Annotated in this window: 29 protein-coding genes and 1 tRNA gene; 1 reads left to right on the top strand and 29 read right to left on the bottom strand. The window is 45.6% G+C overall.

Features of this window, described 5'->3' with window-relative positions; all coding sequences use genetic code 11:
* Position 1: 1 nt before the first annotated feature.
* The 24 genes from rplK to CPZ25_RS18530 form a co-directional block, all read right to left on the bottom strand.
* Entirely contained in the window at positions 2–427 is a 426-nt protein-coding gene (gene rplK / locus CPZ25_RS18645; RefSeq protein WP_038352880.1) for a 50S ribosomal protein L11, read from the bottom strand.
* A 45-nt stretch (positions 428–472) separates the two neighbouring features.
* Positions 473–1,012, bottom strand: coding sequence for a transcription termination/antitermination protein NusG (nusG, locus tag CPZ25_RS18640; protein WP_058695433.1), 540 nt, complete (start codon positions 1,010–1,012; stop codon positions 473–475).
* 15 nt (positions 1,013–1,027) lie between these two features.
* Positions 1,028–1,402, bottom strand: coding sequence for a preprotein translocase subunit SecE (secE, locus tag CPZ25_RS18635; protein ID WP_013381853.1), 375 nt, complete (start codon positions 1,400–1,402; stop codon positions 1,028–1,030).
* A gap of 22 nt (positions 1,403–1,424) precedes the next feature.
* On the bottom strand, positions 1,425–1,574 hold the full coding sequence (rpmG, locus tag CPZ25_RS18630; RefSeq protein WP_013381854.1) for a 50S ribosomal protein L33: 150 nt from the start codon (positions 1,572–1,574) through the stop codon (positions 1,425–1,427).
* Positions 1,575–1,777: 203 nt separating this feature from the next.
* The gene (locus CPZ25_RS18625; RefSeq protein ID WP_058695434.1) at positions 1,778–2,302 is read right to left on the bottom strand and encodes a GNAT family N-acetyltransferase; all 525 of its coding nucleotides are present in this window, start codon (positions 2,300–2,302) and stop codon (positions 1,778–1,780) included.
* A gap of 11 nt (positions 2,303–2,313) precedes the next feature.
* A complete protein-coding gene (locus tag CPZ25_RS18620) occupies positions 2,314–2,499 on the bottom strand; it encodes a hypothetical protein (RefSeq protein ID WP_058695435.1) in 186 nt (61 codons plus the stop codon).
* Positions 2,500–2,588: 89 nt separating this feature from the next.
* Positions 2,589–3,134: a hypothetical protein gene (locus tag CPZ25_RS18615; RefSeq protein ID WP_096918942.1), complete on the bottom strand. Its 546-nt coding sequence runs from the start codon at positions 3,132–3,134 to the stop codon at positions 2,589–2,591.
* 23 nt (positions 3,135–3,157) lie between these two features.
* A complete protein-coding gene (locus tag CPZ25_RS18610; protein WP_058695437.1) occupies positions 3,158–4,018 on the bottom strand; it encodes an NAD(P)-dependent oxidoreductase in 861 nt (286 codons plus the stop codon).
* A gap of 82 nt (positions 4,019–4,100) precedes the next feature.
* Positions 4,101–4,177 (bottom strand) — tRNA-Arg (locus CPZ25_RS18605).
* A 52-nt stretch (positions 4,178–4,229) separates the two neighbouring features.
* On the bottom strand, positions 4,230–4,985 hold the full coding sequence (locus CPZ25_RS18600) for an AIR synthase related protein (protein ID WP_096918943.1): 756 nt from the start codon (positions 4,983–4,985) through the stop codon (positions 4,230–4,232).
* A gap of 46 nt (positions 4,986–5,031) precedes the next feature.
* A complete protein-coding gene (locus CPZ25_RS18595) occupies positions 5,032–5,820 on the bottom strand; it encodes a M15 family metallopeptidase (RefSeq protein ID WP_096918944.1) in 789 nt (262 codons plus the stop codon).
* 179 nt (positions 5,821–5,999) lie between these two features.
* Complete coding sequence (locus CPZ25_RS18590) at positions 6,000–6,218, bottom strand: DUF8180 domain-containing protein (protein WP_058695440.1); 219 nt, start codon at positions 6,216–6,218, stop codon at positions 6,000–6,002.
* Positions 6,219–6,243: 25 nt separating this feature from the next.
* Positions 6,244–6,657, bottom strand: a complete 414-nt coding sequence (locus CPZ25_RS18585; RefSeq protein WP_013381862.1) for a DUF3842 family protein — start codon at positions 6,655–6,657, stop codon at positions 6,244–6,246.
* A 1-nt stretch (position 6,658) separates the two neighbouring features.
* Positions 6,659–6,859, bottom strand: a complete 201-nt coding sequence (locus CPZ25_RS18580) for a CooT family nickel-binding protein (RefSeq protein ID WP_013381863.1) — start codon at positions 6,857–6,859, stop codon at positions 6,659–6,661.
* Positions 6,860–7,019: 160 nt separating this feature from the next.
* On the bottom strand, positions 7,020–7,409 hold the full coding sequence (locus tag CPZ25_RS21060) for a DUF8180 domain-containing protein (RefSeq protein ID WP_263422102.1): 390 nt from the start codon (positions 7,407–7,409) through the stop codon (positions 7,020–7,022).
* A 129-nt stretch (positions 7,410–7,538) separates the two neighbouring features.
* Entirely contained in the window at positions 7,539–9,686 is a 2,148-nt protein-coding gene (gene acsB / locus CPZ25_RS18570) for an acetyl-CoA decarbonylase/synthase complex subunit alpha/beta (RefSeq protein WP_058695441.1), read from the bottom strand.
* A gap of 63 nt (positions 9,687–9,749) precedes the next feature.
* Complete coding sequence (locus CPZ25_RS18565; protein ID WP_013381867.1) at positions 9,750–10,532, bottom strand: ATP-binding protein; 783 nt, start codon at positions 10,530–10,532, stop codon at positions 9,750–9,752.
* Positions 10,533–10,571: 39 nt separating this feature from the next.
* Positions 10,572–12,467 carry an anaerobic carbon-monoxide dehydrogenase catalytic subunit gene (gene cooS, locus CPZ25_RS18560; protein ID WP_058695443.1) on the bottom strand — a complete coding sequence of 632 codons (1,896 nt, stop codon included), beginning with the start codon at positions 12,465–12,467 and terminating at the stop codon, positions 10,572–10,574.
* Positions 12,468–12,672: 205 nt separating this feature from the next.
* Positions 12,673–13,458: a carbon monoxide dehydrogenase/acetyl-CoA synthase methytransferase subunit gene (gene acsE / locus CPZ25_RS18555; protein WP_013381869.1), complete on the bottom strand. Its 786-nt coding sequence runs from the start codon at positions 13,456–13,458 to the stop codon at positions 12,673–12,675.
* A gap of 122 nt (positions 13,459–13,580) precedes the next feature.
* On the bottom strand, positions 13,581–14,927 hold the full coding sequence (gene acsC, locus CPZ25_RS18550) for an acetyl-CoA decarbonylase/synthase complex subunit gamma (protein ID WP_096918945.1): 1,347 nt from the start codon (positions 14,925–14,927) through the stop codon (positions 13,581–13,583).
* Positions 14,928–14,946: 19 nt separating this feature from the next.
* On the bottom strand, positions 14,947–15,882 hold the full coding sequence (acsD, locus tag CPZ25_RS18545) for an acetyl-CoA decarbonylase/synthase complex subunit delta (RefSeq protein WP_013381871.1): 936 nt from the start codon (positions 15,880–15,882) through the stop codon (positions 14,947–14,949).
* Positions 15,883–16,202: 320 nt separating this feature from the next.
* Positions 16,203–16,850: a DUF3786 domain-containing protein gene (locus CPZ25_RS18540; protein WP_058695445.1), complete on the bottom strand. Its 648-nt coding sequence runs from the start codon at positions 16,848–16,850 to the stop codon at positions 16,203–16,205.
* 13 nt (positions 16,851–16,863) lie between these two features.
* Positions 16,864–18,789 carry a corrinoid activation/regeneration protein AcsV gene (acsV, locus tag CPZ25_RS18535; RefSeq protein ID WP_058695446.1) on the bottom strand — a complete coding sequence of 642 codons (1,926 nt, stop codon included), beginning with the start codon at positions 18,787–18,789 and terminating at the stop codon, positions 16,864–16,866.
* Positions 18,790–18,916: 127 nt separating this feature from the next.
* A complete protein-coding gene (locus CPZ25_RS18530) occupies positions 18,917–19,687 on the bottom strand; it encodes an ATP-binding protein (RefSeq protein ID WP_058695447.1) in 771 nt (256 codons plus the stop codon).
* A 351-nt stretch (positions 19,688–20,038) separates the two neighbouring features.
* Here CPZ25_RS18530 and cls point away from each other — a divergent pair, with 351 nt between their 5' ends.
* Positions 20,039–21,517 (top strand): cardiolipin synthase, encoded by a 1,479-nt coding sequence (gene cls, locus CPZ25_RS18525; protein ID WP_096918946.1) that lies wholly within the window; start codon positions 20,039–20,041, stop codon positions 21,515–21,517.
* A gap of 41 nt (positions 21,518–21,558) precedes the next feature.
* Here the strand turns inward: cls and CPZ25_RS18520 are convergent, their stop codons facing one another.
* The 5 genes from CPZ25_RS18520 to CPZ25_RS18505 form a co-directional block, all read right to left on the bottom strand.
* Positions 21,559–21,954, bottom strand: coding sequence for a dicarboxylate/amino acid:cation symporter (locus CPZ25_RS18520; protein ID WP_074616648.1), 396 nt, complete (start codon positions 21,952–21,954; stop codon positions 21,559–21,561).
* The gene (locus CPZ25_RS20890; protein WP_243129323.1) at positions 21,938–22,066 is read right to left on the bottom strand and encodes a cation:dicarboxylate symporter family transporter; all 129 of its coding nucleotides are present in this window, start codon (positions 22,064–22,066) and stop codon (positions 21,938–21,940) included. The genes CPZ25_RS18520 and CPZ25_RS20890 overlap by 17 nt, the downstream gene beginning before the upstream one ends.
* A 200-nt stretch (positions 22,067–22,266) precedes the next feature.
* Positions 22,267–23,484 (bottom strand): peptidase T, encoded by a 1,218-nt coding sequence (gene pepT, locus CPZ25_RS18515; RefSeq protein WP_096918947.1) that lies wholly within the window; start codon positions 23,482–23,484, stop codon positions 22,267–22,269.
* A 67-nt stretch (positions 23,485–23,551) separates the two neighbouring features.
* Positions 23,552–24,625, bottom strand: a complete 1,074-nt coding sequence (gene prfA / locus CPZ25_RS18510; RefSeq protein WP_074616645.1) for a peptide chain release factor 1 — start codon at positions 24,623–24,625, stop codon at positions 23,552–23,554.
* Positions 24,626–24,654: 29 nt separating this feature from the next.
* On the bottom strand, positions 24,655–25,515 hold the full coding sequence (locus CPZ25_RS18505; protein WP_096918948.1) for a DegV family protein: 861 nt from the start codon (positions 25,513–25,515) through the stop codon (positions 24,655–24,657).
* Between the last annotated feature and the right edge of the window lie 63 nt (positions 25,516–25,578).

Raw genomic sequence — 25,578 nt, 5'->3', positions numbered from 1 at the left:
CTTATTCTTCTACAGTGATACCCATGCTGCGTGCTGTACCAGCGATCATTCTCATAGCTGATTCAACATTGGCTGCATTAAGGTCAGGCATTTTTAAGGTTGCGATTTCGCGGACCTGGTCCTGAGAAATTTTTGCAACTTTTGTTTTGTTTGGTACGCCGGAAGCTTTATCAATCCCTGCTGCCTTTTTGAGTAAAACGGCTGCCGGTGGAGTTTTTGTGATAAATGTGAAGGAATGATCCTGATATACGGTAATTACTACCGGGATAATCATACCTGCTTCATTTGCTGTTTTAGCGTTAAATTCTTTACAGAAACCCATGATATTTACACCATGCTGACCCAGAGCCGGACCAACCGGTGGAGCTGGAGTAGCTTTACCTGCAGGAATCTGTAACTTGATGAGACCAATTACTTTTTTTGCCATGCTAACACCTCCTTCATTTTTTCATAATTGAAGAATAGTTTTCCCTTAAGTGTTCTTAATTTTTTGTATTTGTTCAAATTCCAGTTCAGTCGGGGTTTCCCGTCCAAACATGGAAATATTGACCTTAACTTTTGATTTTTCCAGATTTATCTCTTCGATAACTCCGGCAAAACCTTCAAATGGTCCATCCACAACATTGACTTCATCACCGACCTCAAGGTCGATCTGAATGGCCTGCTGCTTGATGCCCATATTTTTGAGTTCGGCTTTGGTTAATGGAACGGGCTTGGAGGCCGGGCCGACAAAGCCGGTTACACCACGCGTGTTACGTACAACGTACCAGGAATCATCGGTCATAAACATCTTGACCATAACGTATCCCGGAAAGAGCTTTTTCTCTCTTACGACGCGCTTGCCGTCCTTTGTTTCGACAACTTCCTGTACAGGAACCTGTACTTCGAGGATCTGATCCTCCATATGTCTGTTTTCGACCGTTGCTTCAATACTCGCCTTTACCTTGTTCTCATATCCTGAGTAGGTGTGGGCAACGTACCATTCTGCCTGGCCACTGTTTTCATATTCCATGATTATCCCTCAGTACTATTTAAGTCCAATAAGTAGAGCGGCCAATGCACCAAGACCTGAATCAATAATCCAAATCAAAAATGTGAAGATTGCGACAAAGCCGGCCACAAAGCCAGAGCTCTTTGCCAATTCTTCTTTTGTCAGCCAGTTGACCTTTTTAAGCTCAGAGAAAACTCCCTTAACAAAGTCAAGCATGCGGACAAAGATATTTGGCTTTTTCTTTTTGTCAGATTTCTTGGTATTCTTTTTATCTTTACTGTCAGTGCTCTTTTTGTCATCCTTGGCAACACTCGTCTTTTTTGATTCAGCTACCTGTGTCTTTTGGATATTATCATTTTTAGTGTTTGTGTTTTTTGCATTTTTAGACTTTTTTTTCGTCTTAGCTGCCATGATTAATTCCTCTTAGCCAATCCTATTTCGTTTCTTTATGCAGTGTATGCTTTTTACAGAACTTGCAATATTTTTTTTCTTCTAAACGATCCGGATTGTTCTTTTTATTTTTCATTGTATCGTAGTTTCTTTGTTTACATTCCGTACATGCCAAAGTTACTTTAACTCTCAATTACAGCACCTCCTACATCCTTTATTATATACACGAATAACATCATATAGACACACGTTTCCTATTTTCATGGTCACCAGTATAGAATAGCATAAAACGGTGCCCCATGTCAATAAAACAATAAAAAAAGGCGTAACGCCTTTCACATCAAAACACTACAAGCTATTATAGCAGAATTGCCAGGAATAATCAAGCGATAATTCTCAAAGTTTCAGGCCCATTTGATAGCAGTCTGTGGTTCTGCCGTCGATCTCGACAATCTCTGGAAAAGTACCCCAGATTTTAAAACCATATTTAAAGGCCAGGCGCTGCGAACCCAGATTATCAGCAAAAATAACCGCCATCAGGTTTTTGAGTCCCCTTTTCCTGCTCTCGCAAATCACATGCTCCATCAGGCTTGAACCAATGCCGCTGCCCCGAAACTCCGGCGCGATATAATAGCTGATTTCGCAGGCGTGTTTGAAGCCCTCCCTGCCACAGCGGTAAGCGGTCACTGCCATCCACCCGGCTACGATACCGTCCTTCTCGGCCACGTAAATGGGGTGTACACCGTCGCTGTGCTCCTTGAACCAGCCTCTGCGGCTTTCCATGGTAACCGGAGTCAAAAGCGCTGTGACACGCCTTTCCAGAATGGCCGCATTCAGAATATCCAGTATTCTCTGATAATCCTTCTCCTTTGCCAGACGCACCGTGATGCGCTTTTCGGCCGTTTCCAACGTTCTTGTCAATAACAATTCTCCTATTTTCTTCCGATTTTATTTTTATAGGCAATAAAAACTGTCACGGCAAACAGGATCACGATAAATCCGATTGTCGTAATCACAGGTGACAGGACAATCCCCAGCAGAGCGATGATCACCGGCGCCACCAAAACAGCTATAAGCGCCAGTATGGCAATGATGATATATTTTTTAAATTCATCCACAAGCTTTCACCCCTTTACTGTAAGTCGACTTATTTTAGCACAATCCATCTTTGCCCGCAATGCAGAAATTGTTATAATTTTGTATGCTTTCAGCGCGGTATATCCTGCTTTAGCACGATTTGAAAGCCTTCGTCCTCTTTTCCCTTTTCAAAGCAGTAAACCCCTGTCCAGCTGCCGCTGCGGCCGTCGAAAAATTTATACACATAACCCGGATTCAGGATTTCCAGCACACTGATCAGGACATTGATCACCTGAACAGCGCTTCGGATATTTTCGCCGTGGACCGCGGCGCCCTTTTGCTCCTGGGCCAGCTCAAAGGCGTAGGCTGACAGGTGATGGTTCAGAAGCTGCAAAATAAGGTCGGCCTGCACCTCATCCATTTTCGCCTCCGGGCTCAGCTCATACGAAAGCTCCAGAGGATGTGCGCTGTAATCCTGAAAAAAATTCAGCATGGCGCCGGCGCTTTGGAGCCGCCCTTCCAGAAATCCTCTCTGATAATTCAGATCCGCCAGCTCTACCGCGTCCGGGCTTCCAGACATGGCCTGGTTGATCTTTTCAATTTCCTGTTTGCAGATCTTATAGGTCCGCTCCAACTGCTTGGTCTCGTTCTTCAGCTTCTCATCCCTGATTCTCATGTTTTACCTCAAATTCTATGGCTTTACTGCTCGTAATATTTAATCAGTGCCTGAGTCCCCAGATCGCCATAGCCCTCTTTTTCAAGGCTTTCGTACATTTCCAGCACCTTGCCCAGCACCTCTAAATGCGCAGAGGCCTCCTCGGCTTCCTCTCTGGCAATTTTCATATCCTTGATATAATGCTTCACAAAAAAGCCGGGCGCAAAATCGTCTTTCAGGATTCTCGGCGCAGTATTACTCATCTGGAAGCTCCCGGCCGCTCCTGCGCTGATACTGTCAAGCATGGTCTGTTCATCCAGCCCAACGGCCTTCGCATAGGCTAAAGCCTCACAAACACCGGATACAGCACCTGCAATGGCGATCTGGTTGGCCATTTTGGTGTGCTGGCCTGCTCCCGGGCCGCCTTCATAGATAATATTGGTCCCCATGGCCTCAAAAACTGGCAGACAGGTTTTAAACACGTCTTCGTCGCCACCGACCATAATGGACAGGGTTCCCTTTTCTGCACCCACATCTCCGCCGGATACCGGGGCGTCCAGCGCTGCGATGCCGCGCTTGGCGGCCGCTTCATAGATGCGCTTGGAAAGCTTGGGGCTGGTTGTGGTCATATCGATCAGCACTGCGCCCTCTCTGGCGTTCTCAATAACACCTGTACTGCCGAAATAAACTTCCTCCACATCCTTTGGATAGCCCACAATGGTTATGACCACATCCTTATCTGCCGCGCAGTCCGCTGCGCTGCCGCACCAATGGGCCCCTTCCTGCACCACGGCGTCCGCCTTTGCCTTTGTGCGGTTATAAACCGAAACGTCATAGCCCTTTTTCATCAGGTTTCTGACCATGGACTGCCCCATTACGCCGATTCCGATAAATCCGATCTTCATTTTTATCTCTCCTTATTAAAGCAATTGCCGATATAAAAACCCCGACAAGCTCTGCTTTCGGGGCTGTTTCAACAAAATGAACTGGCGTCCCTAAGAGGATTCGAACCTCCGGCACGCGGTTTAGGAAACCGCTGCTCTATCCTACTGAGCTATAGGGACGCATTTTTCTATACTATTATAATAATCTTCTATGAAAAAAGCAAGATTTAATTTAACGAAGATTGTTTTTTATAAATCTTCCCAGCTCTGTAATCTGCTTTCCTGTATATTTTTCGAGCTGAGCGATCTCCGCTTCTGGGATGGTTCCCACGCAGCAGGAAGCAGGGCCGCCAGACTGTTTCACGTCAAAGGGCAGCTGGTTCTCCCATTCAAATCCCAGCCCATTGTCCTCCGCGATTTTTAAAACCTCGTAGGCAATCCCCTTTGAGCCCACGGGCACCATCTCCAAAAGCCCAGAAATTTTTCGGATCGCTGTAAAATCCGGCAGCTGCAGCGCCAAGTGCAGCTGCTTTGAAAAATTTTCTCCGTACAGCGGCCTTCCGAAAAGAACAGCCCTGTCGCCCGGCCTTGTAATCTGGTATTTTATCTGCTTTGCCTGTATAAGGCCGATCACGGTAATGCCCGCTCCAGTCTGGACTGTGGGCATATTGTCCTCACAGCTTCCAGTCAGGGCAATTTCATAATCCGGCAATTCTGCAATGGCTTTCTTAATACCGCTGATCATCCGTTTTCCTGTGGGTTCGGTCTCCACAGCCAGTCCGTCCGAAATCGCAATGGGCGCCGCCCCGAGGGCCAGCAGCTCGCCCAGGGCCACCTTGACCGTTTCATAGGCTGTCAGCTCGGGTGTTACCCTGACCACATCCATCTCCTTATCACCAATAGCGCCAATGGAATCACAGGTGATGACAATGGCTTCCTCTGTGTCTCTGTAAATCAGGGTACAGTCTCTGATTTTTTCTACGCGCATTCTTTCCTCCCGAAATCGAAACGAGGATGTGCGTTTCGGCACATCCTCAGTTTGTCTGTCCTAAATATTCCTCAAAGGTTTCATTTTTGCTGTGTATCTCTTTTGCCGCGTCCACACCCACATAGCGGATATGCCATGGCTCATAGGAATAACCGGTGATATCAGTCTTCCCCTCCGGAAAACGGATAATAAAGCCATAATTCTGGGCATTATTGGCAATCCACTGGCCTTCGGCTGTATCGGCAAAGCTTTCCTGAAGGTCCATCCCCATCGCCTCGCAGGTCAGATCCATGCAGAGACCGGTCTGATGCTCACTCTGGCCTGGCTTTGCACTTACAAGGTTAGCCTGTTCTTCGCCGTAAGCAGCGACGTTCTCTGCAAACAGATCCTCCTGCATGCTGTAGGAGCGGTACCCAGAGGCGCAGTAAAGGGTCACACCGTCGCTGTCCGCGGCCTCAAAAAGCTTGACCAGCGCATCTGAGGCCTGCTGGCGGAGCTGTGTCTCCCGGCTTCCCCTCAGGGGGACTGTCACTAAATCTGAAGGCTCGTAATCTGAGGGCAGCTCATGGGTTTTATTGACCAGAACCTGAATATCGCCCAGATTGGAAGGGTCAACAGTCGGCGCCGCGGGCGTCGGTGGCGCTGAAGGGGCCGGCGTTGCCGCCTGAGCGGTTGCTGTCGGCTCAGGCGTAGCCTGCGGTTCATCTTTTTTGGTAAACAAACCAATGATTTTTCCCATCACTGTAAAAAAGCCGACGATGACAAAAAGCAATAAAAGCAGGGTAACGATCAATGAGATTAAAAATCTTTTTGGATTTTTAATTTTTAGCGACATTCCTTCAGCCTCCTGTTTCAAGATATCTCTATTATAACCGATTACTCTTTAATTATCAAAAGAAAAAAATAAGACCGCTTAAAATAAGGCGGTCTTATCCGGCAAACAAATAAAAAAAGACATGGTTAATAAACCTTGCCTTCAAGCAAATATTTTTCAATTTATTTTATTGTCTGCTCTCAGCTTTCCTGAAATTTAATTTTGGCTTCCATCAGCTTTCTGGCAGCTTTCTGCATATAGTCAATCGCCTTGTCTATCTCACCAGCCACCTCGGGTCTGACGCCCGCCATTTTTTCGGACCATTCGCGATAGCCCTCCACATGCTCACCGTTGTGATTAATCCAATGTACCAGTAATACCTGAAAAACTTCAGCGTCCTTTTCGGATAATTTTTCCATTTCAGTCACCTTCTAAGTATCTGTATTAAAGATTCAGCTCTTTTTTAATCAATGCAACGGCTTCACGGATCTGCAATAACAGTGGTTTTTCCTCAAGGGAAACAATATAGTTATTTTCCGGTAAAATCGGAATATAAATTTTAATGGCTTCGCTGGCGTTTATTGCCTCCACCATCCGCATTGTCACCTCGCCCATCATCTCATTGGGCATTGTCATGGCAATCGAGCCGATAATCACATCTGCTTTTCCCGCATTTACCACAATAGCATTTTCACCGGTCGCCCCTTTGTTGGCACCTTTTTTGAGCATCGCCGCTGTTGCCAGGGCATTTGTTCCCAAACCGTACACTTCAATATAAGGTGGGATCTCTTCTTTCAGGATGCCAACAATCCGGGACCCGATGCCGCCGCCCATTCCGTCCAACACAACAATATTCATCTTATACCGCTGCGTCCTCAATCAGAATCTTGTGGTTTAATAATTTTACTTCTTTTAAACGTCCGTTGACAATTTTAGTGCCTCCTAAAAGGTCTGAAAGTGTCAGGCTTCCGTCATTGTTAGGCACAATGTCGATGACATAGTCCATAATTTTTTCTTCTTCGCCTTTTTTATTCACTAAATATGCTGAAGATTCGCACATAACAAACATCTCCTTTCAATTTGAAAATTAGATTTTCGTTCTGGTATCCGGATGGATAACAAGAGCCCCGGATACCGGAGTTAATCATCTTTTACAATCTTAGTATATAATGTTCAGCCCGATTTATCAACCCATTTTATGGCAATAGGGGGCATAAACTTTACGATTTAACTAAAGCCTTTTTAGCTTCCATTAAATGTTCGTCGGCCTGGCCGATCAGGGCGATGGCTTCTTCAATGGCCTTTGACACTTCGGTCTTGCCCACTGCGTTCATTTTGTCCACCCAGTTTTTATATTCTTTAGCGTGCTCCTGGTTATGGTCTGCCCAATGGTCCAGCAGGAGGCCTAAAATTTCGATATCCTTGCCTTCTCCCCCGTGGGAATGGGCATGGTCGTGGTCATGTCCATGCTCGTGGTCATGAGGATGTGTATGTGTGTGTGTATGCTCGTGGTCATGCACTCCGTCATGGCTGTGTCCATGTTCATGATCGTGGCTTCCGTCGTGCGGATGGCTGTGTGTATGTATGTGTTCGTGGCTGTGTTCGCTCATTATAATCCCTCCATGCTTTTATAATATAATTATAACCTTTTTCCTTAAATTTGTCTTGCTCTTTTAGAAATATTCTTATTTAGAAAAAGAAAGCAGGACGGCAACGTCCTGCTTTCAAGCAAGTATTTATTACATAATTGGATCCATTTCCAGTGCTGGATGGCCTTTTTCTGTTAAAAATTCTAATACTGCTTCGGAGTCAACAGCGATTGTTTCATCACAGACCATGTCTGTGAAGTTTTCAATTCCGTATAATTCCTGTACAGATTTGTTTAATCTTTCAGCAACGTCGTCTTTCAGTTCCTTAGGCATCCATACGATTCTTTCGATACCACCTTCAGCAGCCATGAATTTCTTGGAGCTGATAAAGTGACGTCCGTGGCCCATGAAGCCAGGAGTCTGAACCCCGCCACCTGTCATGGAAGCTAATTCACCAAAAGTCATACCAGTAGGTGTCATGCCGCCGAATTCACGGTTAACAATAACAACACCATTGGCTTCCGGCATAATACCACAGATACATTCGAAGCAGCCGCAGGAGGTCATTGGATCTTCGAGGATAGAGTATAGCGTAACTTTTTCAACTGCGCCCTGAGAGCACTTAGCAACAACGTCATTGACTTCTTCCCATGCGCCTAAGCGTTCGTCGATAACACCGTTCTTTTCGATTGGCTGTGCAGGACCTGTCGGGTCAAGTTCTTTGGTTGCTTTGGAGTCTAACCAGGAAACAGCACCGCAAAGACCTAAACGTTCAGGTGTTACAACACAAACGTGAGAAGGCGCGAAGGACTGGCACAGTGTACAGGTGTAGAATACATCGACACTTTCATCTGTCAGTGAGTTCAGTCTGTCGTCACGTACGTTGTAGATTGGTTTAACCAGTTCTTCTTCAAGACGTACAACATCTTCTTCTTTGGTGTAGATGGTAACTTCAACTTTATCAACTACCTTACCAAATTCGTCTAACATCTTAGCGTAAACTACTTCGCCGAAGTGGCGCAGTCTGAAGCCAGCGTCAAATGCTTCTTTGGTTAAACGAACCCAGCAGATATTTCTCTGTCCAACGTGCATTGAACCTTCAATGTAGTTTAAGAAGTAGTGTAATCTTCTTTCAAGTACAGATTCAAAGTCGGACTGCATTGCTTTACCAGCAACCTTGATTTCCAGGCCAAATGGAATACGGACAACGTCAACACCGTCAAACTGCGGATCGTCGATATCCGGGCCGACAACAGTGATCTTGTGATCTTCGATATCGCCCAATTCTACTGTGTGAACCAATTCCCAGGCTTTTGTTCTGTTTCCGCCAAATTCAGCTTTCATGTTGTCTTTACGGACACGTTCGCCTTCGAAAGCGGAGGATACGGATACAGGACAGTCAATTTCAGTAACCTTGATCTTGATGCCACGGGCTTCAAGAGAGGTAGCGTCTGTTTTTGACAGGTCTGGCTGGTTTAATAACAGGGTAGGAACTTCGTTGATGTACGTTTCTGTGATTGCCGGGAAGCCCATGTCGATTGCGCAGGCGCCAGCAGCGATGATCTTGTCATCCCAGTCGCCAAATACATTAACAAATGCGAATACACGGTCTCTTGTGTAAATTCTGTGTTTTTCCCATTCGCCGGCTGGTGTGTTACCGAACATGATAGAAGCACGAACAGCAACAGATACAACGTTGATAACATCTTCGATTTCGTAACCGCATGGGATAACGCGAAGATCAACGCCCATTTTGATTTTCTGGTCTCTTGCCTGATCGATACATTTACCAACCAGATAAGTTTGAAGACCTTTATTCTGATAAGATTTGATTGTTTTTGCTAACTGTTCAGGATCCTTGTGTTCACCGATAATAACAGCAACACCAGGGATATCCTGGGTAACCAGAGCAACACCAAAGGAACGGACAACCGCATCGGTCAATGCGCCGTCTACCCATTCCGGATGTGGGTTGCCGTCTAAGTATTTGCAGGCCTGGATGATTTCACATAACATTGCAGCGGCTACACCGGCTTCTAAAGCGTCAGCCAGCATGTTTGTGCGGTTGATGTGTTCTTTTGCCATTTCAATACCGCGTTCCAGATCGCCCACTGTTAATAATTTTTCGCCTGTGATTGCGTAAATTGTAGCTAAACCATAAGCGGTATCCGGCAGTTTAGCTTCTGCATCTCTGCCTTTTTCTTCAATGGCCTTTGCAACATCTTTTTCAGCACGTTCAAGATATTTAGCAGTACCACTGTAAATTATATCAAAAAGATTATAAGTCTTACGTTCCATGTGATTTTCTTCCTCCGTATTTATATTTCAATATAAAGTTATGAATGTTTTAGGTGAATTGGACTATTTATTACTTTTTACAGTCGCTTCAATTTTTTCCCCGAGAGCTGCAATTTTTTCTCTGGTTTCAGGAACATCGTACGGTGACTTGTTATTTCTGTCTGAACCGGAAATCTGATCGCTGTAATCTAAGAAACCAAAAATATTTTCTGCTCCGATCCGTTCATTTAAGAAGTCGATGTCTTCCGGTTTGCGGATTTTATTACCAATGGCATAAACGTGTTTGACACCGATGTCGCCAGCCAGCTTGCTGATTCGTTTAAAGGTCTGGATGCTTCGGATACCCGGTTCCACAACAACGATAAACGCGTCGACCGCCGATGCAGTTCCGCGACCAAGATGTTCAATCCCTGCTTCCATATCCATGATGACAATATCCTTTTGGTATAAAACCAAATGTGTCGTCAGCATTTTTAACAGTACGTGTTCCGGGCAAACGCATCCGCCTCCGCCAGTATCGACTGTTCCCATTGTTAAGAGCTTAACACCGTTAAACTCGCGGCAAAATTTTTCAGGAATATCCGCAACTTCCGGATTCATTGTGAAAAAGGCGCCGTAGGTTCCTTTTTTTGCGTTTGTTCTCTCTTCGGCCAAGTCTTTCATTTCAGAAATAGGTGTGATGCTGTCAATCATTTCTTCGCTCATACCCAGTGCCAGACCTAAATTTGCATCGGGGTCAGCATCAACGGCCAATACATTAAAACCTTTATCGGCGTAGTAACGGCTGAGGCAGGCTGTAATTGTCGTTTTCCCAACGCCACCTTTTCCAGTTAATGCTATTTTCATTTTATCACCTGTCCATTCTTAAATAATTATTCAGTATAATTAAATTCCCAGTTTTGTTCTCTTGTCTTCAATATCTGCCATGATTAATTCAGCAGCCTTGATTGGATCTGATTCAAAGACATAGGCAGCCCCAGTCCATTCTTTAACACCTTCGGTCATCAGTTTCATGAAGTTTTCACTTCCGGAAACATAAGGCATAACGCCAAGATAAGTATTTAAACCACTTGATACTACGTAAGACGCGATGGCAACAGCCTTTTCAGACATGTATTCAGGTGCGGCACCTACAACTGGAAGTTCTGCAATATCAACGCCTCTTTCGTTAGCTACTAAAGTAACCAGGTGGAGAATACGGCTGATATCAACACAGGAACCCATATGTAATACTGGAGGAATATTCGCTCTTTCGCAGGCTTCTTTCAAACCACGTCCGCAAAGTTCTTTTGCTTCCAGTTTTAAAAGACCAGCTTTAGCAGCAGCCTGAGCTGCACAACCAGTAACAACGCAGATAACGTCGTTTTTAATTAATTCTTTCATTAATGTGATGTGGGCATAGTCATGTTCGACTTTTGGATTGTTACAACCAACAATACCGGCAGCGCCTCTTAAAACGCCAGCCCAGACTAAGTCGCCTAAAGGTTTAACTGTGCCTGTTACGTCGGTCTGAGAGTTAACAACACGGTCTAAAGCGCCGATGGTTGTTTCTACAGAGTAACCAACAATGGTTTCAGCTTTCAGTTCTGGTACATCAACCTTGGAAGCGTCTCTGTTTTTGAAGTTCATAACAGCTGTTTTGATTACTTCTTCAGCACAGCTTAATGGATCTTCTTCATTAAATTCAATGTACATGTCGCCGGCAATTTTAGCTTTTGGAGATGTACTGATAAAACGTGTATGGTAGCTCTTAGCTAATTTGGGCAGTGCAGGGAAGATACACTGAACGTCTACAACAGCAACTTCAACAGCACCAGTGATAATGGCCATTTCCTGCTGGTAGAAGTTACCGGCGATCTTGATACCGTGACGCATGGTCATTTCATTACCGGTACAGCACATACCGACAACGTTAATCCCCTTAGCGCCCTGTTCTTTTGCCAGTTCGATCAATTCAGGATTTTTGGATGCGACTGCGATCATTTCAGCTAAGTTCGGATCATGTCCGTGGAGCATGATGTTTACCTGTTCAGGATCGATAACACCTAAGTTTGATTCAGAAGCTCTTTCCTTTGGAATACCGTACATGATGTCGGAGAATTCGGTACCGATCATGGAGCCGCCCCAGCCGTCAGACATACTTGTTCTTAAAGAACGTCTTAAGATAGATTCAGGATCACTTGCACAGCCCATATGTGTGGAGTGCATTAAGGTAACAACTTCCTGGTCAATGGCTCTAGGCGCAATGTTTTCTCTTTCCCAGATTTCCTGACGGGTTTTAGGAGCTCTCTTTAAGAAATTCTGTGTTCCGAAAGGTTTACCAAATTCCATCAATGCTTTTTCGGCCAGTTCGTGAGCCAGAGCGTAGGTTTCTTTGGTATCAGTATCTTCCAGACCCCATTCAGCAGCGATTCTTCTCAGCTTGCCTTCTTCTCTGATTTTGAAAGGACCATCTTCAGAAGAATGATACATTGCATGTACGATATCACGCGCATGGTCAGAGTGGGCGGATGTACCGCCACAGCACATTCTCGCAAAGTTTCTGGCGACGATGGTGTCTCTGTCAGCACCACAGATACCTCTCTGAGCGCCTTTATCCGGTGATGGGCTTACACGGCAAGGTCCCATAACACAGATACGGCAGCAGATACCGCCTTCACCAAAACCACACTGGGTTTTTAAGGCAGCTTTTCTGTCCCACATGGTTTCAGCGCCATCTTTTTGAGCTTTTTCGATTAAAGCTTCAGCTATAACATCAAATTCTAACAATTCATTGCTCATAATTTAATTTACCTCTCCTAATAATTTACTCACATTGCAGCAACTTTGTAAAAATTTCCACTTTACAAAAACACTTTATTATTGTAGAATAATAAAAGCGGCAACGCAAATCAGTCATTTATTCAATATGGGCTCCTAAAGCAACGTTCCCTTCCGGGTCTCGAAATGAGCGTTACTTTAGGGGCTTATTTTTTATTAACTTCTCTTAGAATTCCAGAACGGAGTCTGCGTATAAGATATTATTTTTGATAATATCGCAGGCCACTACAGTTTCCATCAAGCGTTTGTCGCAAGGGTTAATGATTGCGCTGGATAAGCCACAGCACATTGCCATTGCCATCATCGCGCTGTCAAGTAATGGTCTGATGTGTTTTGGAGCACCGTTGGAAACATTACTTAAACCACAAGTAGTCAGCAGGCCCATGTCTGTGATCATCTTAACGGCTTCAAGCATTTCTTCCTGTTTGTCCTGCATACCCTTGATAACAAGCGCTAATGGGTCAAACAGCATATCGGTTGGTTCCATGCCATGTTCCATCCCTCTTTCAAGGAGTTCAGAACAGTAAGCGATACGTTCGTCATTGTCAGAAGGTACACCTTCTTTAGAACATAAGCAGATGCAGGCAGCATCGTTGGCAGCAGCTAAATCCAGGTAACCGATACGGTCGCCGGCGTCAGCGGAGTTAACGAGTGGTTTGCCTTTTTCACGGTTATAAACCTGAATACCAGCTTCAATCGCCTTCATGTTAGCGGTGTCAAGTGCCAGTGGAACATTGTCAAAGTTTTCCTGTAACAATTTAACGCCCCATTGCATTAATTCTTCACCGTCTTTTTCAGCAGGTCCGATATTCAAATCCAAATAATCTGCACCAGCATCTAACTGTTCTTTTGCTCTCTGCAGGATTGGTTCAGGATTACGAGTTTCAAATGCTTCACGCATTGCTGGAGAAATACAGTGAATTCTTTCACCGATAACCATAAATTTTGCCATAATGTTTCCCCTTTCGGATTATAAAATATTTTTGGATAAACCGCAGCCGGAAGCCCCCGCCTCCTGCTGCGGAAAAGTTTTAATTCGTATGAATTACAGATGTTCGCCGCAAAGCGCAGAGCTTAGGCAATACCCATTAAATCACGTAAGAATTTCGGGATCTGCATAGCTTCTGTCGGTCCGACAATAACTTCCCAATCTGGAAGCGCTTCAGCAACATCACCTTGTAATACAGCAACTTTACCTGGTAAGATAAGCTTTCTGCATTTAGTTTTGTCAGCAATGCCGCTTTCCTTGATGAAATCAGAGATAACGGAAGCACCGAATTTACCGGCAGCCCATGCTGTAAGAACGGAGTAACCGCCAGCATCTGGAATAGCCAGGTAAGCAGGAACTTTAGAACGTTCGATTTCGCCGGAAACTACGAAGTAAGACAGAGCGAAGTCAACGGTAACCAGCACAGGTGCGTTATCGTCAGCTTTATTGAATTCGTAGATGGTCGGTTCGACACGCATTGGCTTCTGAGGATCGGTAAAGATGTTTTGTCTTAAACCGAACAATGGCAGAGCCTGTTTGAAATCCATATCGCTCATTACGATGATGGAGCCATAGCGCAGAACAAAAGCAGAAGCTAAGGCAACTTCCATCTGTTCGCAGCAAGCAAGCTTGTTAACAAATACAACTGAAGGATAACCGAAAGTTCTGTCATCGCCCTTCAGAGTGTTGGTACGGATGGTTACAGCGTTATTGTAAGCTTCTTTGACAGAGCTGTCGCCAACGTTCAGCACCAGGTTCTTGTAACCAGAAGCTTCGATTTTTTCAACTGTGTCATGTAATTCTTCGATAGAGCCAGCGGAGACACCCAGCACAACGTCAGCAGCTTTGGCAACTTCTACCATCGCGTCAGCATTTGCAGGTGTAGCGCCCATCAAGATACCTTTAGCAGCTTTGATTGCTTCAGCAGCTTCCTTAGCGACTTCAACATCTTCAACAACAGCCATTGGCACACGGCCCAGTTCGATCACTTTAGCGATCAGGTCTAAGAATTTAGCTTTGTCAGCAGCATAACGTACGGAAGCAACTTCTACACACATTAATTCGCCGATACGGTCATATTTAACAGCTTCTAAATGAGCGACCTTCTTAGCAATTTCATCGTCAGAATCTGCGTCTGAGAATTCAACTGCGAATAAAGCTTTGTTGACATAAGTTTTTTCATGTCTGAATAATACGGTTTCGCCGCCCAGGGCACATTCTGTGTCGCCAGTTCCGATTTTGATTGTTTTCATCGGAGGGGCGGTAGCTTCAGATAACTGAGCTTTAGCTTCGTCTGTAATATACGGGCATTTATCAATTTCTGCAGCGCCAGCGGCTACTTTCATTGAGAATGCCATACATGTAGGGAATCCACATTCCTTACAGTTTTTCTTAGGAGTCAGTTTAAAAATATCTAAACCTTTTACTGCCATTTTTTTGCGCCTACCTTTCCTAACCTACTAACTCTTTGATAAAGTTTTTAATCACTTTAGCTGATTCCGGATGTTTAACAATAACAGCGTTTGAGCCGCCGATTAAGCAAGAAGCTGCAGTGGAAACTTCCATAGCGATACCACGTTCTTCCTGATTTCCCCATTCAGGAGCTTCTTCTTCTGTGAAAACAGCTTCTTTTACGCCCCATGCTTCGTCGCCAACATTGGTCATGATTGGCATCTGAAGGTCTGTATCGTTCTGGCCTAAAGCAGCTAAACGGATACGGTCCATTGTAGAAGCAACATATTCGAAACCATAGCCAACAGCAGCGGTTCCAACATCCATGATGATGTTTCCACCGTCAACACCTAACTGTGTCAACAGGATATTTAACTGTTTTGCAAGGTTGATATCAACAGCAGACTGGCCAGATACCTTGTGGCCGTCAGCATTACCTGCTACACCGACAGATTTGTAGTTATCTTCAACAGCTGAGAATAAAACAGCGTTTTTGCCAGACAATGCCTGAGAAACCTTAACCAGTAAATCACCGTCTTTTTCAGCGTTGTTGCAGCCTGCAACAACCAGTGGAAGATCGATTGCCGCTTCGACAGCTTTAGCGATTTCAACACATTCTTCAGATGATTTGTTAGCACCGTTAGGATCGGCACTGATTAATTTTAATGCGATAAACTGTGCGTCTGTATTGTCCTGTACATATTTTGCCCATGCTGCAGGATCCTTTACGACGTCACCATAAGCGTCAACCAGACATTTTTCCCAGTCTTCTGGGTAACTGTCTAAAATTTCGACACCAACAACCGGTGCGTTTCCTTCACCACTTAAAAATGGTAATCCTTTTTCTCCTCCGAGAGTAACTGCTGCATCTCCAACACCAATTACACACTCATTGATCTTGCCACTAAACTTTTGTTCTGCTTTTTTGAATGGCATTTCCTCGTTACCTCCTAACTCGTTCTTGTTAGTATTTTTTTATATTTCAAAGCCCGGAATCGTTTTATGAACATGACAAATTCCGGTTGCTTTAAAATTTCAATTGAAAATAAACCGGTGTACACAGACTTGTATATATAAGTATACACATATACTACTATCTTGTTATAAGTTTGTCAAACATTTTTCGACCAAAAACAAAAATTTACCCGTCTTTCTAAAGCTTTTAATTCGCAGTTATTCAGTAGGTTTAAATGATTTCATGAAACCCATGAAAACGACCCCGTAAATAAGCAAAATATTACTATATTTTACAGGTGTCAGTCTGCTTTTGCCAGCCGCTTCAGCGCGGGGATAAAAATATCTCCCATTACGGCGAGATCCTCCGCATCAAAGCCTGAGGTAATATTACTGTCGAAAAGAATCTGTGATTCCGGCGGGAACTCATCGTCCCCCAGCCAGAGGATTACAGTCAGATACATGTTGTTGATAAACTCAAAACGGTAGGACAGATCACCGTGTTTTTTAGGTTCTGCGCTCAGCTTTTCCATAGCGCGCTTCAGCCCTTCAACATCATAGTTGAAGGTAAAGGCAAAGCGCTTCAGGCAGCGGCCCTCAAAGCTCTTAAAATAATGGTTTCCCCCCGAGATATCCCGGTATGCGATGGTTGTGCCCATGGGCGGCACGCCCTGGGCGTTAAGCAGATAACGCAGGATCATGGTCATGGGCTTATAATCGTCAAAGGCAGTTCCGTCCTTTAAAAGCACGTCGCCCTCGGGGTATTTTACCTTGTATTCCTCACCCATCAGCGTTACTGTGAACAGCTGCGTTTCCAAGTCATAAGGACAGGTGGATTTCTCTGCCATCTCCAGAGGATCCTTATCCTTTATCAAATTTTTATAATGATCATAGGGCAGCTTGTCTTTTCTCTTCTCTTCAATGGCTGCTTCTATTTCAGAATTTAGCATTGGTTACCTCTGTCTATTTTTGCAGGCTCGGGAACAGGCTCATATCCGTGTGCGGAATAAAGCAGGCTGATATGAAGGCATCCATATAAGACGGATGAACGCTAAGTTCCATATAAGTCATATTCTGTCCGATTTCTGCGATTTTTTCTTTTCCCTCAGCCAGTGTAAGGGCCAGATAGCACCCCTGCATCGAGCTGTTTCCAATATAATAATACTTATCAACCGGTATATCCGGGAGCATACCGAGGGCAATGGCGTTTTCAATGCCAAGGTTGCTGCCGATTCCTCCGGCCACATACACATTTTCAAGCACTTCAATGGGCATATCCATGCTTTCCATCAGGGTGTGAATGGCTGAGAACACCGCGCCCTTTGCCTTGATGAAGCTGTCGATGTCGATTTCTGTAATGTAGATATCCTTGGCGGTACTGTCCAGCTCCTTTGAACAGACAAAGTAACGCCCAATATCGTATTCGTCAAAGGCAATCCTCGGATTATCGATATCTTTGCTGATACGGCCCTTGCCGTCAATAATGCCTGTCCGTTTCATCTCGCAGATCAGGTCAATGATTCCGGAACCGCAGACACCTACCGGTATCTCTCCGCCAATGGTTGAGAAGCTTGCTTTTAACGTCGCGTCGTCAATCTTAACCTCTTCAATGGCGCCTGGAACCGCTCGGGTTCCGCAGCTGATTTCTCCGCCCTCAAAGGCTGGTCCTGCAGAGCAGGCGCAGGTCATCATAAAGTCCTTGTTGCCAAAAACGATCTCGCCGTTTGTTCCCAGGTCTACCAGCATGGTAAACTCTTCCTGCAGCCAAACCGGAACAGCAAATACGCCAGCAGTGATATCGCCGCCGACATAGCTGGCCACCGAAGGCGCCAGATAGACACGGCCCTCTGGATTAATACGGATACCGATCTCGGTGCTCTTCATTTCTGGAATCGTGTTGACGCCTGGTATAAAAGGCTCACGTCTCAGGTGATCGGGGTTGATCCCAAGCAGCAGATGGGTCATGGTCGTATTTCCCGCCGCGCACATTTCATAAATATCATCAGTGGTAATACCTGCCGACTGAACCATCTGACCGATCAGCGGATTGATGGTTTCCTCTATAATCGCGTCCCGCAGCTTTTTAAGACCGCCTGGCTTTTCTGTATAAACGATACGGTTGATAACATCGCCGCCGTATTTAACCTGAGCATTCCCCATGGAAGCCTTAGAAACAATTTCATTGGTATCCATATTCACCAGGCAGGCAGAAACAGACGTTGTACCAATATCCAAAGCTACCCCATAAAGGGCACAGGCGCATTCCAGGCAGGAACGCACATCCATGATTTCGGCAATGTCGCCGCGCTTCAGATAGACAACCTTAATTTTAAAGTTATTTTCCCTGAACGCGTCCGGGAATTTTCTGAGAACATCCAGGCTTACCTGAATGTCCGAGTAGCCCAGTGTCTGGCGGAAATAACGTTTTAACCGATCCTCATCTGCGAGGTTATCGTCATTGGTAGGCTCTGGCAGCTGAATGATCTCACAGCACAGACGATTGGAATCTGTCATTCCCATCTTCAGCATTTTTTTCCGCACATAGCGGATATTTTTGTTTTCATTTTCAGACAGGTCGGTAATCTGCATTTCATTCTGGAATGCAGAGGCCAGATCAGGCACATTCACCTCAATATCCTCAACGATTTCCGAGCTGCAGGCCAGCACCCATCCTTCGGCAATTTCCTCCTCCGTCAGCCGGGTGAGCGACAAGGCGTCCACCTTGCCCTTTGTAATCTGAACCTTGCATTTTCCGCAGGTGCCATTACCATTGCACGGTGTGTCGATCATAATTCCGGCTTTCCGCGCCGCTTCCAGGAGATTTTCTCTTTGTCCCGCTAAAAACTCTACCTGCCGTTTTCCCTTAACGACAAACACTACTTTATGCATACACGCCTCCTTGTTCTGTTAACCTTTGCAAAATAATCATATGCATGATTTTATTTTCAAAGCAGAAACCGCCACTCCTCTTTGGCGGCTTCTGCCAGTGCACTTACACTTACCCAGGAAACCAGAACTACTTGATTTCCAGCTTGTCAATAATTTCACGAACAGCCTTACGCGCTGCTGAATCCTCTGGAAGGGTAACAAGCGGCTTGCCGTATGCGTCATATTCGAATACCTGCTGGTCCATCGGGATAACTCCCAGAAGGTCCAGACCCTGTTTTTCAATTTCTTCCGCTGTGCCCTCGTTGAGTTCCCCGTTTGGCGCGCGGTTGACAATCAGCTTAATGACCGGAATTCTCAAATTGAGTTCCTCTGCCAGATCACGGATTCGGGCGACAGCCTGAATTCCACGGCGTGAGCAGTCGCTGACTAAAAGTAAAATATCCATTCTTCCCATGGTACCGCGGCTAATGTGCTCCATCCCTGCCTCGTTATCCATGATGACATAGTTATAATTTTCAGATAAACGGCCAACCTGAGTCTTTAACAGGCCGTTGACAAAGCAATAGCAACCTTCGCCCTGGCTGCGGCCCATGACCAGAAGATCATAGCCTTTTCCTTCGGAAACAGCCTGGTTTAAACGCAGGGTCAGGAAATCACCCTTGGTCATTCCCGGCGGCAGCTGATTACCGTCCATCTCTGCATGGTTGACCTCTTCCTTGATATGTCCGATGGTCAGCTCAACCTCTTCACCCAAAACCTCGTTCAGGTTTGCATTTGAATCAGCATCCACTGCCAGAATTGGCCCCTTGCCCTGTTCTACCAGATATGAAACCAGCATACCCGTAAAGGTTGTTTTTCCAACACCACCCTTACCGGCAACTGCAATATTAAAAGCCATAATACGCTCCTCCTTATTGAAATTTCAATTTCACTCAGCCTGTTCCACAGGCTTTTTAAAGCGTGAACTGATGGATTGTTATTTTTTTAACAAGCAAAAAATCTTCAACTTGTATATATAGGTATTAACATGCCTATCATAACATATTGAGAACCATAACACAATGTAATATTTTGTCCTGTAAAGCCGGGCTTAAGGCTGTAGGTGTCCCGTAAAAAGAACAAATTAACACCTGCATTTCTCAATGAAAGCGCCTGATTTAAAATACTTTTATTATCGTCTTTTAACACCTTGTAAAAACCGCTGTGTATGGTATACTTTCAGTATCATTACAGCCATCGGGAGAATCATATGACTTTTTCTTTTTTTACCCTTGCCAGCCCTTTCTCGGTTTTTGTGTTTATTGTTAATATTCTGTTCAGCTTCACGATCATTTTTCTGGAGCGCAAAACGCCGCAGAGCACCTATGCCTGGCTGTTGTTTCTTTGGATCATTCCAGTTTTGGGATTTGTCTTTTACCTCTTCTTTTCCCAAAATCTGACTAAGCGGAAAATCTACCGCTATAACACACCCGAAAATGAGCAGTATCAGCTTCTTCTTCGCCGCCAGAAAAAGGCGCTGGTAGACCGCCAGCAGATCGCCAAAAACAAAACCATTGCCAAAAAATACCATTACAATATTGAGTATCACCTCAATGTCAGCCACGCCCTCTACACCGACAATAACAGTATTGATATTTTTACCGACGGACACGAAAAATTCGACGCCCTGTTTGAAGCCATTGAAAATGCCCGTTCCACCATTCATATTGAATATTACATTATCAAATACGACACCCTCGGGCAGAAATTTATGGAGCTTCTCACTAAAAAAGCCCGCGAAGGTATCGAAGTGCGGCTTCTTTTCGATGAAATGGGGGGGCGCTATATTCCCAGGAGCGCTTTAAAGGAGCTGGAATCCGCCGGCGGGCAGTATGGCATTTTCTTCCCCTCCCGGCTTCGTTTTATCAACCTCCGCCTGAACTACCGCGATCACCGGAAAATTGTCGTCATCGATGGTAAAACCGGTTTTGTGGGCGGGTTTAACGTCGGCGACGAATACCTGGGGCTTAAGAAAAAAATGGGCTATTGGCGGGATACTCATCTGAAAATTGAAGGCTATGCTGCCTACGAGCTCCAGATGCGCTTTTTTCTTGACTGGCGTACCAGCGGCAACAAGGCTAAGCTCAATATTAATTCCGAGAACATTCACCGCTATTTTCCTTATATGGAAAACTGTGAGGGCTCAGGTATTCAGATCGTCTCAAGCGGTCCAGATGATCCCAACCAGGTTATCAAACAGGGCTTTATCCGCATGATCACCAATGCCGAAAAATACATTTTAATCCAGAGCCCTTATTTTGTCACAGACGAGAGTATTATGGAGGCTCTTAAAATCGCGCTGCTGTCCGGTATCGACGTGCGGATCATGATTCCCAACAAGCCCGACCATATTTTTATTTACTGGGCCACCCTCTCCTATGTCGGGGAACTCATAAAATATGGGGCCAGGGTTTACATTTATGACAATGGCTTTCTCCACGCCAAGGTGCTGGTCGTGGACGACCAGATCGCCGCTGTCGGCTCCTGTAATTTTGACATCCGGAGCTTCAGCCTCAATTTTGAAACCAATGCTTTTATCTACGACCCAGAAATCGCTGTAAAGCTACGCGATATCTTTTACAGAGATATTGAAAAATCCATTTACTACGACACAATGGCTTACGAAAAGCGCAGCCGTGCCATTAAAGTCAAGGAATCCATCTCGCGCCTTTTTGCGCCGCTGCTTTAAAAAAAGCAGGATGTACCGTTTGGTTTGGTACATCCTGCTTTTTATTTTTCGCGGTAAAACACCTGGCGGTTTACCGCCTTGTCTTGGGACGCGACAATGGTCGTGCAAACCGCGTCGCCTGTGATATTAACAGCGGTTCTGGCCATATCCAGAATACGATCGATCCCCATAATCAGGGCAATTCCCTCAATGGGAAGCCCAACCGAATTAAAGACCATGGACAGGGTTATCAGTCCGACCCCGGGCACGCCTGCTGTACCGATAGAAGCAAGCGTAGCTGTCGCAATAACAGTCACATAATCCGGTATGCCCAGAGGAATCCCAAAGGCCTGGGCCGCGAAAACAACAGCTACACCCTGCATAATGGCTGTACCGTCCATGTTTATGGTCGCTCCCAGCGGAATGGTAAAGGATGAAATTTTACGTGATACCCCCATTTCCCGCAAAGGTTTTGGCAATCAGGCAGAAAACGCCAATCGGCGCTACCTTCATGACCATTGTTGTCATTTCCATCATTATATCGTTAAACTGGGAAAAAATTGGAGACAATATCTGCTTTTTCTCCAAGCTTAGCCAGAATGATCCCAATAAGCAGTGCAAAAACAATGACCTGATTCTAACATTGCCACAGCTCCTTATCGCTTTTTATATTTTTTGTTTCTTAACTATAACACAGCTGCTGCTCAAAAAACAAGAGAACCCGGAGAGCATAGCCCTCCGGATTAAGTATCTGTGTATACCTTTTTTGCTTAACTGTAGATTTCTACCAGTCGTTTTAAAAGCGCAACCACCTTTTCCATAGACTGAATCGGAATATACTCAAAACGCCCATGAAAATTATGTCCGCCGGTACAGATATTCGGACATGGCAGCCCCATATAGGACAGGCGCGCGCCGTCGGTACCGCCTCTTATGGCCGTTACCTTCGGTTCTATGCCAACGTCCTTCATGGCTTTTTCAACATTGCGGACAAGATGAATATGCGGCTCAATTTTTTCTTTCATATTATAATAGGAATCTGAGAGGACATACTCAAAACTCCCCACACCGTACAGCTCATTGAGATAATCGCAGATTTTTACTGCCCGTTCCTTGCGTTTTTCAAATTTCGCCCGGTCGTGGTCACGTATAATATAGATCATCTCAGCTTTCTCCACTGTCCCCTCAAACTGATCCAGGTGATAGAAGCCTTCATAGCCCTCTGTGTGCTCGGGCGTTTCACAGGCTGGCAGCATCCTCTGGAATTCCATTCCCATAAGCAGGGCATTTTTCATTTTGTTTTTGGCTGTTCCCGGATGCGTGCTGACGCCGTTGACAGTTAATTTTAAACTGGCTGCGTTAAAATTCTCATATTCCAGCTCACCCAGCTCGCCGCCGTCCACAGTGTAGGCAAATTCTGCACCAAAGCCTTCCACATCAAAATAGTTAACGCCCCGTCCGACCTCCTCGTCCGGTGTAAAAGCTATTTTTATGGTTCCGTGGTCTACCGGGTTGTGCATAAGGTAATCACACAGGGTCATAATCTCCGCCACGCCGGCCTTATCATCCGCCCCCAAAAGGGTGGTGCCGTCTGTCACAATAATATCCTGGCCTTTGTAATTCAAAATTTCTGGGTAATCCTCTGTCTTAAGGACGATATTTTGTGTTTCATTCAATAAGATATCGCCTCCGTCATAATTTTCGACAATGCGGGGGGTAACATCTTTTCCGCTCACTGCACTGGAGGTATCCATATGGGCGATCAGTCCGATGACCGGCAGCTCCTTATCGGTTGTTGCCGGGATGGTTGCGTAAACATAGCCATAACCATCCATACGCGCATCCTCCACGCCCATTCCCTTAAGCTCCTCAACCAGTATGGCGGCCAGATTCTTCTGCTTTTCGCTGCTCGGAAAGCAGTCTGCTTCTGGCACAGACTCTGTATCCACCTGGACATATCTTAAAAATCGGTCTACTACTGTTTTCATTTTTCCTCCTGTATACAAATGATAAATAAAAAAGGCATCATATAGAGATGCCTGTGTTCCGCCGTCTTTATTCTCCCTGCTGCTTCAGCTTTTCTGCCTGGTCGCTGGTAATCAGGGCGTCGACCATTTCGTCAATTTCGCCGTCCAGAAAAGCCTCCAGCTGATAAACCGTCATTCCGATACGGTGGTCGGTCACACGGCCCTGCGGAAAGTTATAGGTACGGATACGCTCACTTCGGTCACCGGTACCCACCTGGCTTTTACGGTTCTCAGCAATTTCACTCTGCTGTTTCTGCATTTCAATTTCAAAAAGGCGGGCCTTCAGAACCTTCATGGCCTTTTCTTTATTTTTCAGCTGAGATTTTTCATCCTGGCAGGTTACGACCATTCCTGTGGGCTCGTGAGTAATCCGAACCGCGGAGTCGGTGGTGTTTACGCACTGGCCGCCGTTTCCGGAGGAACGGTAAACGTCGATTCTCAGATCATTCGGATTGATGTCAATTTCCACATCCTCTGCTTCCGGCAGCACAGCAACCGTTGCGGTAGATGTATGAATTCGTCCGCCGGATTCTGTACTCGGGATACGCTGAACGCGGTGAACCCCGCTTTCATATTTCAGGCGGCTGTAGGCTCCGCGACCTTCGATGGAAAAGGTGATTTCCTTAATCCCACCGATATCCGGAATATTGGAGTTCATGATCTCTGATTTCCAGCCCTGTCGTTCCGCATAACGGGTGAACATTCTGAAGAGATCACCTGCAAAAAGAGCGGCCTCACTTCCGCCTGCGCCCGCACGGATCTCAACAATTACGTTTTTGTCGTCGTTAGGGTCCTTCGGCAGCAGCAGAACCTTCAGTTCATCCTCAAGGGCTGCTTTTCTTTGGGTCAGTTCTTCCAGCTCAGCCTTGCACATTTCTTCAAAATCCTTGTCAATGCCTTTGTCAGACAGCATTTCCTTGCTTTCATCAATCCCCTCGAGGGTCTTTTTATATTCGTTATAACGGTTGATAATCGGTTCGATATGGGCATGCTCCTTCATGAGCTTCTGCCACTGTGCCTGATCGGCAATAATATCGGGATCTGCTATTTTTTCATTGAGTTCCTGATATTTACTTGATAAAAAATCTAACTTTTCTAACATTCTATTCTTTTGTTTCTCCTCTATTACACTTATTTCACTTCATCGAAGAAAAATACCGCCAGTGTTCCCGGCCCCGAGTGGGTGCCGATAATGGGTGCAAGCGGCATGATTTTAAAGTTGTCTGTCTTAAAATGCTTGCTGGCAATCTTCACAAAGCTTTCAGCCAGGGGCATATTGTCCGCATGGGTGATATAAATGGTCTGTTCACACAGCTTATCGCCTTTTTCCTCAATGTATTCCACCATTTTTTTCAGCAGCTTTTTCTCCCCGCGTGCCTTGTCCACTTGCCTGAGCTCGCCGTTTTCGTCTACATCCAGCAAAGGGCTGATCTTAAGCATATTTCCGACAATGGCCGTTCCCTTATTCAGACGTCCACCCCGGTACAGGTACTCCAGATCTGTTACGGTGAACACGTGGCGGATATGGGCAGCATAATAGCAGCTCAGCTTTACCAGCTCTTCCATACTGGCGCCGTTCTGGGCCGCTTCGGCTACCTCGCGCACAATCAGGCCGAGGCCGCCCGTCACAGCTTTGGTGTCAAGTACTTCGATATTCGCGTCGGGGTATTTTTCAAGCACGTCCCGCTTGGCCAGCATGGCCGCCTGATAGGTTCCTGACAGACCGCTCGAAAAGCTGAGGTACATAAAGGGTACTGACGCCTCGGCCAGCTCGGTAAACCGCTTCACAAAATCGGCATAGGGGATCTGCGACGTCTTGTAATGGACCCCCCGGCGCATTTTGCTGTAAAGCACCTCAGGGGTAATCTCAATCCCGTCCAGATAAGTTTTTTCACCCTCAATGACGTATAGAGGCATCAGCTCGACATCATACTTTTCCAGCTCTTCCGCCGGCATATCGCAGGCAGAATCGGTTAATATTTTTATACTCATTGCTTTCCTCTCTGCATTATTTTCCACTGTAACTGCCAACGCTGCCCACATGTTTGAGACACA

This window comes from Eubacterium maltosivorans (genome assembly GCF_002441855.2).
Lineage (GTDB): Bacteria > Bacillota > Clostridia > Eubacteriales > Eubacteriaceae > Eubacterium > Eubacterium maltosivorans.
The sequence above is the reverse complement of the archived record's forward strand: the minus strand, read 5'-3'. Positions and strand labels throughout refer to the sequence as shown.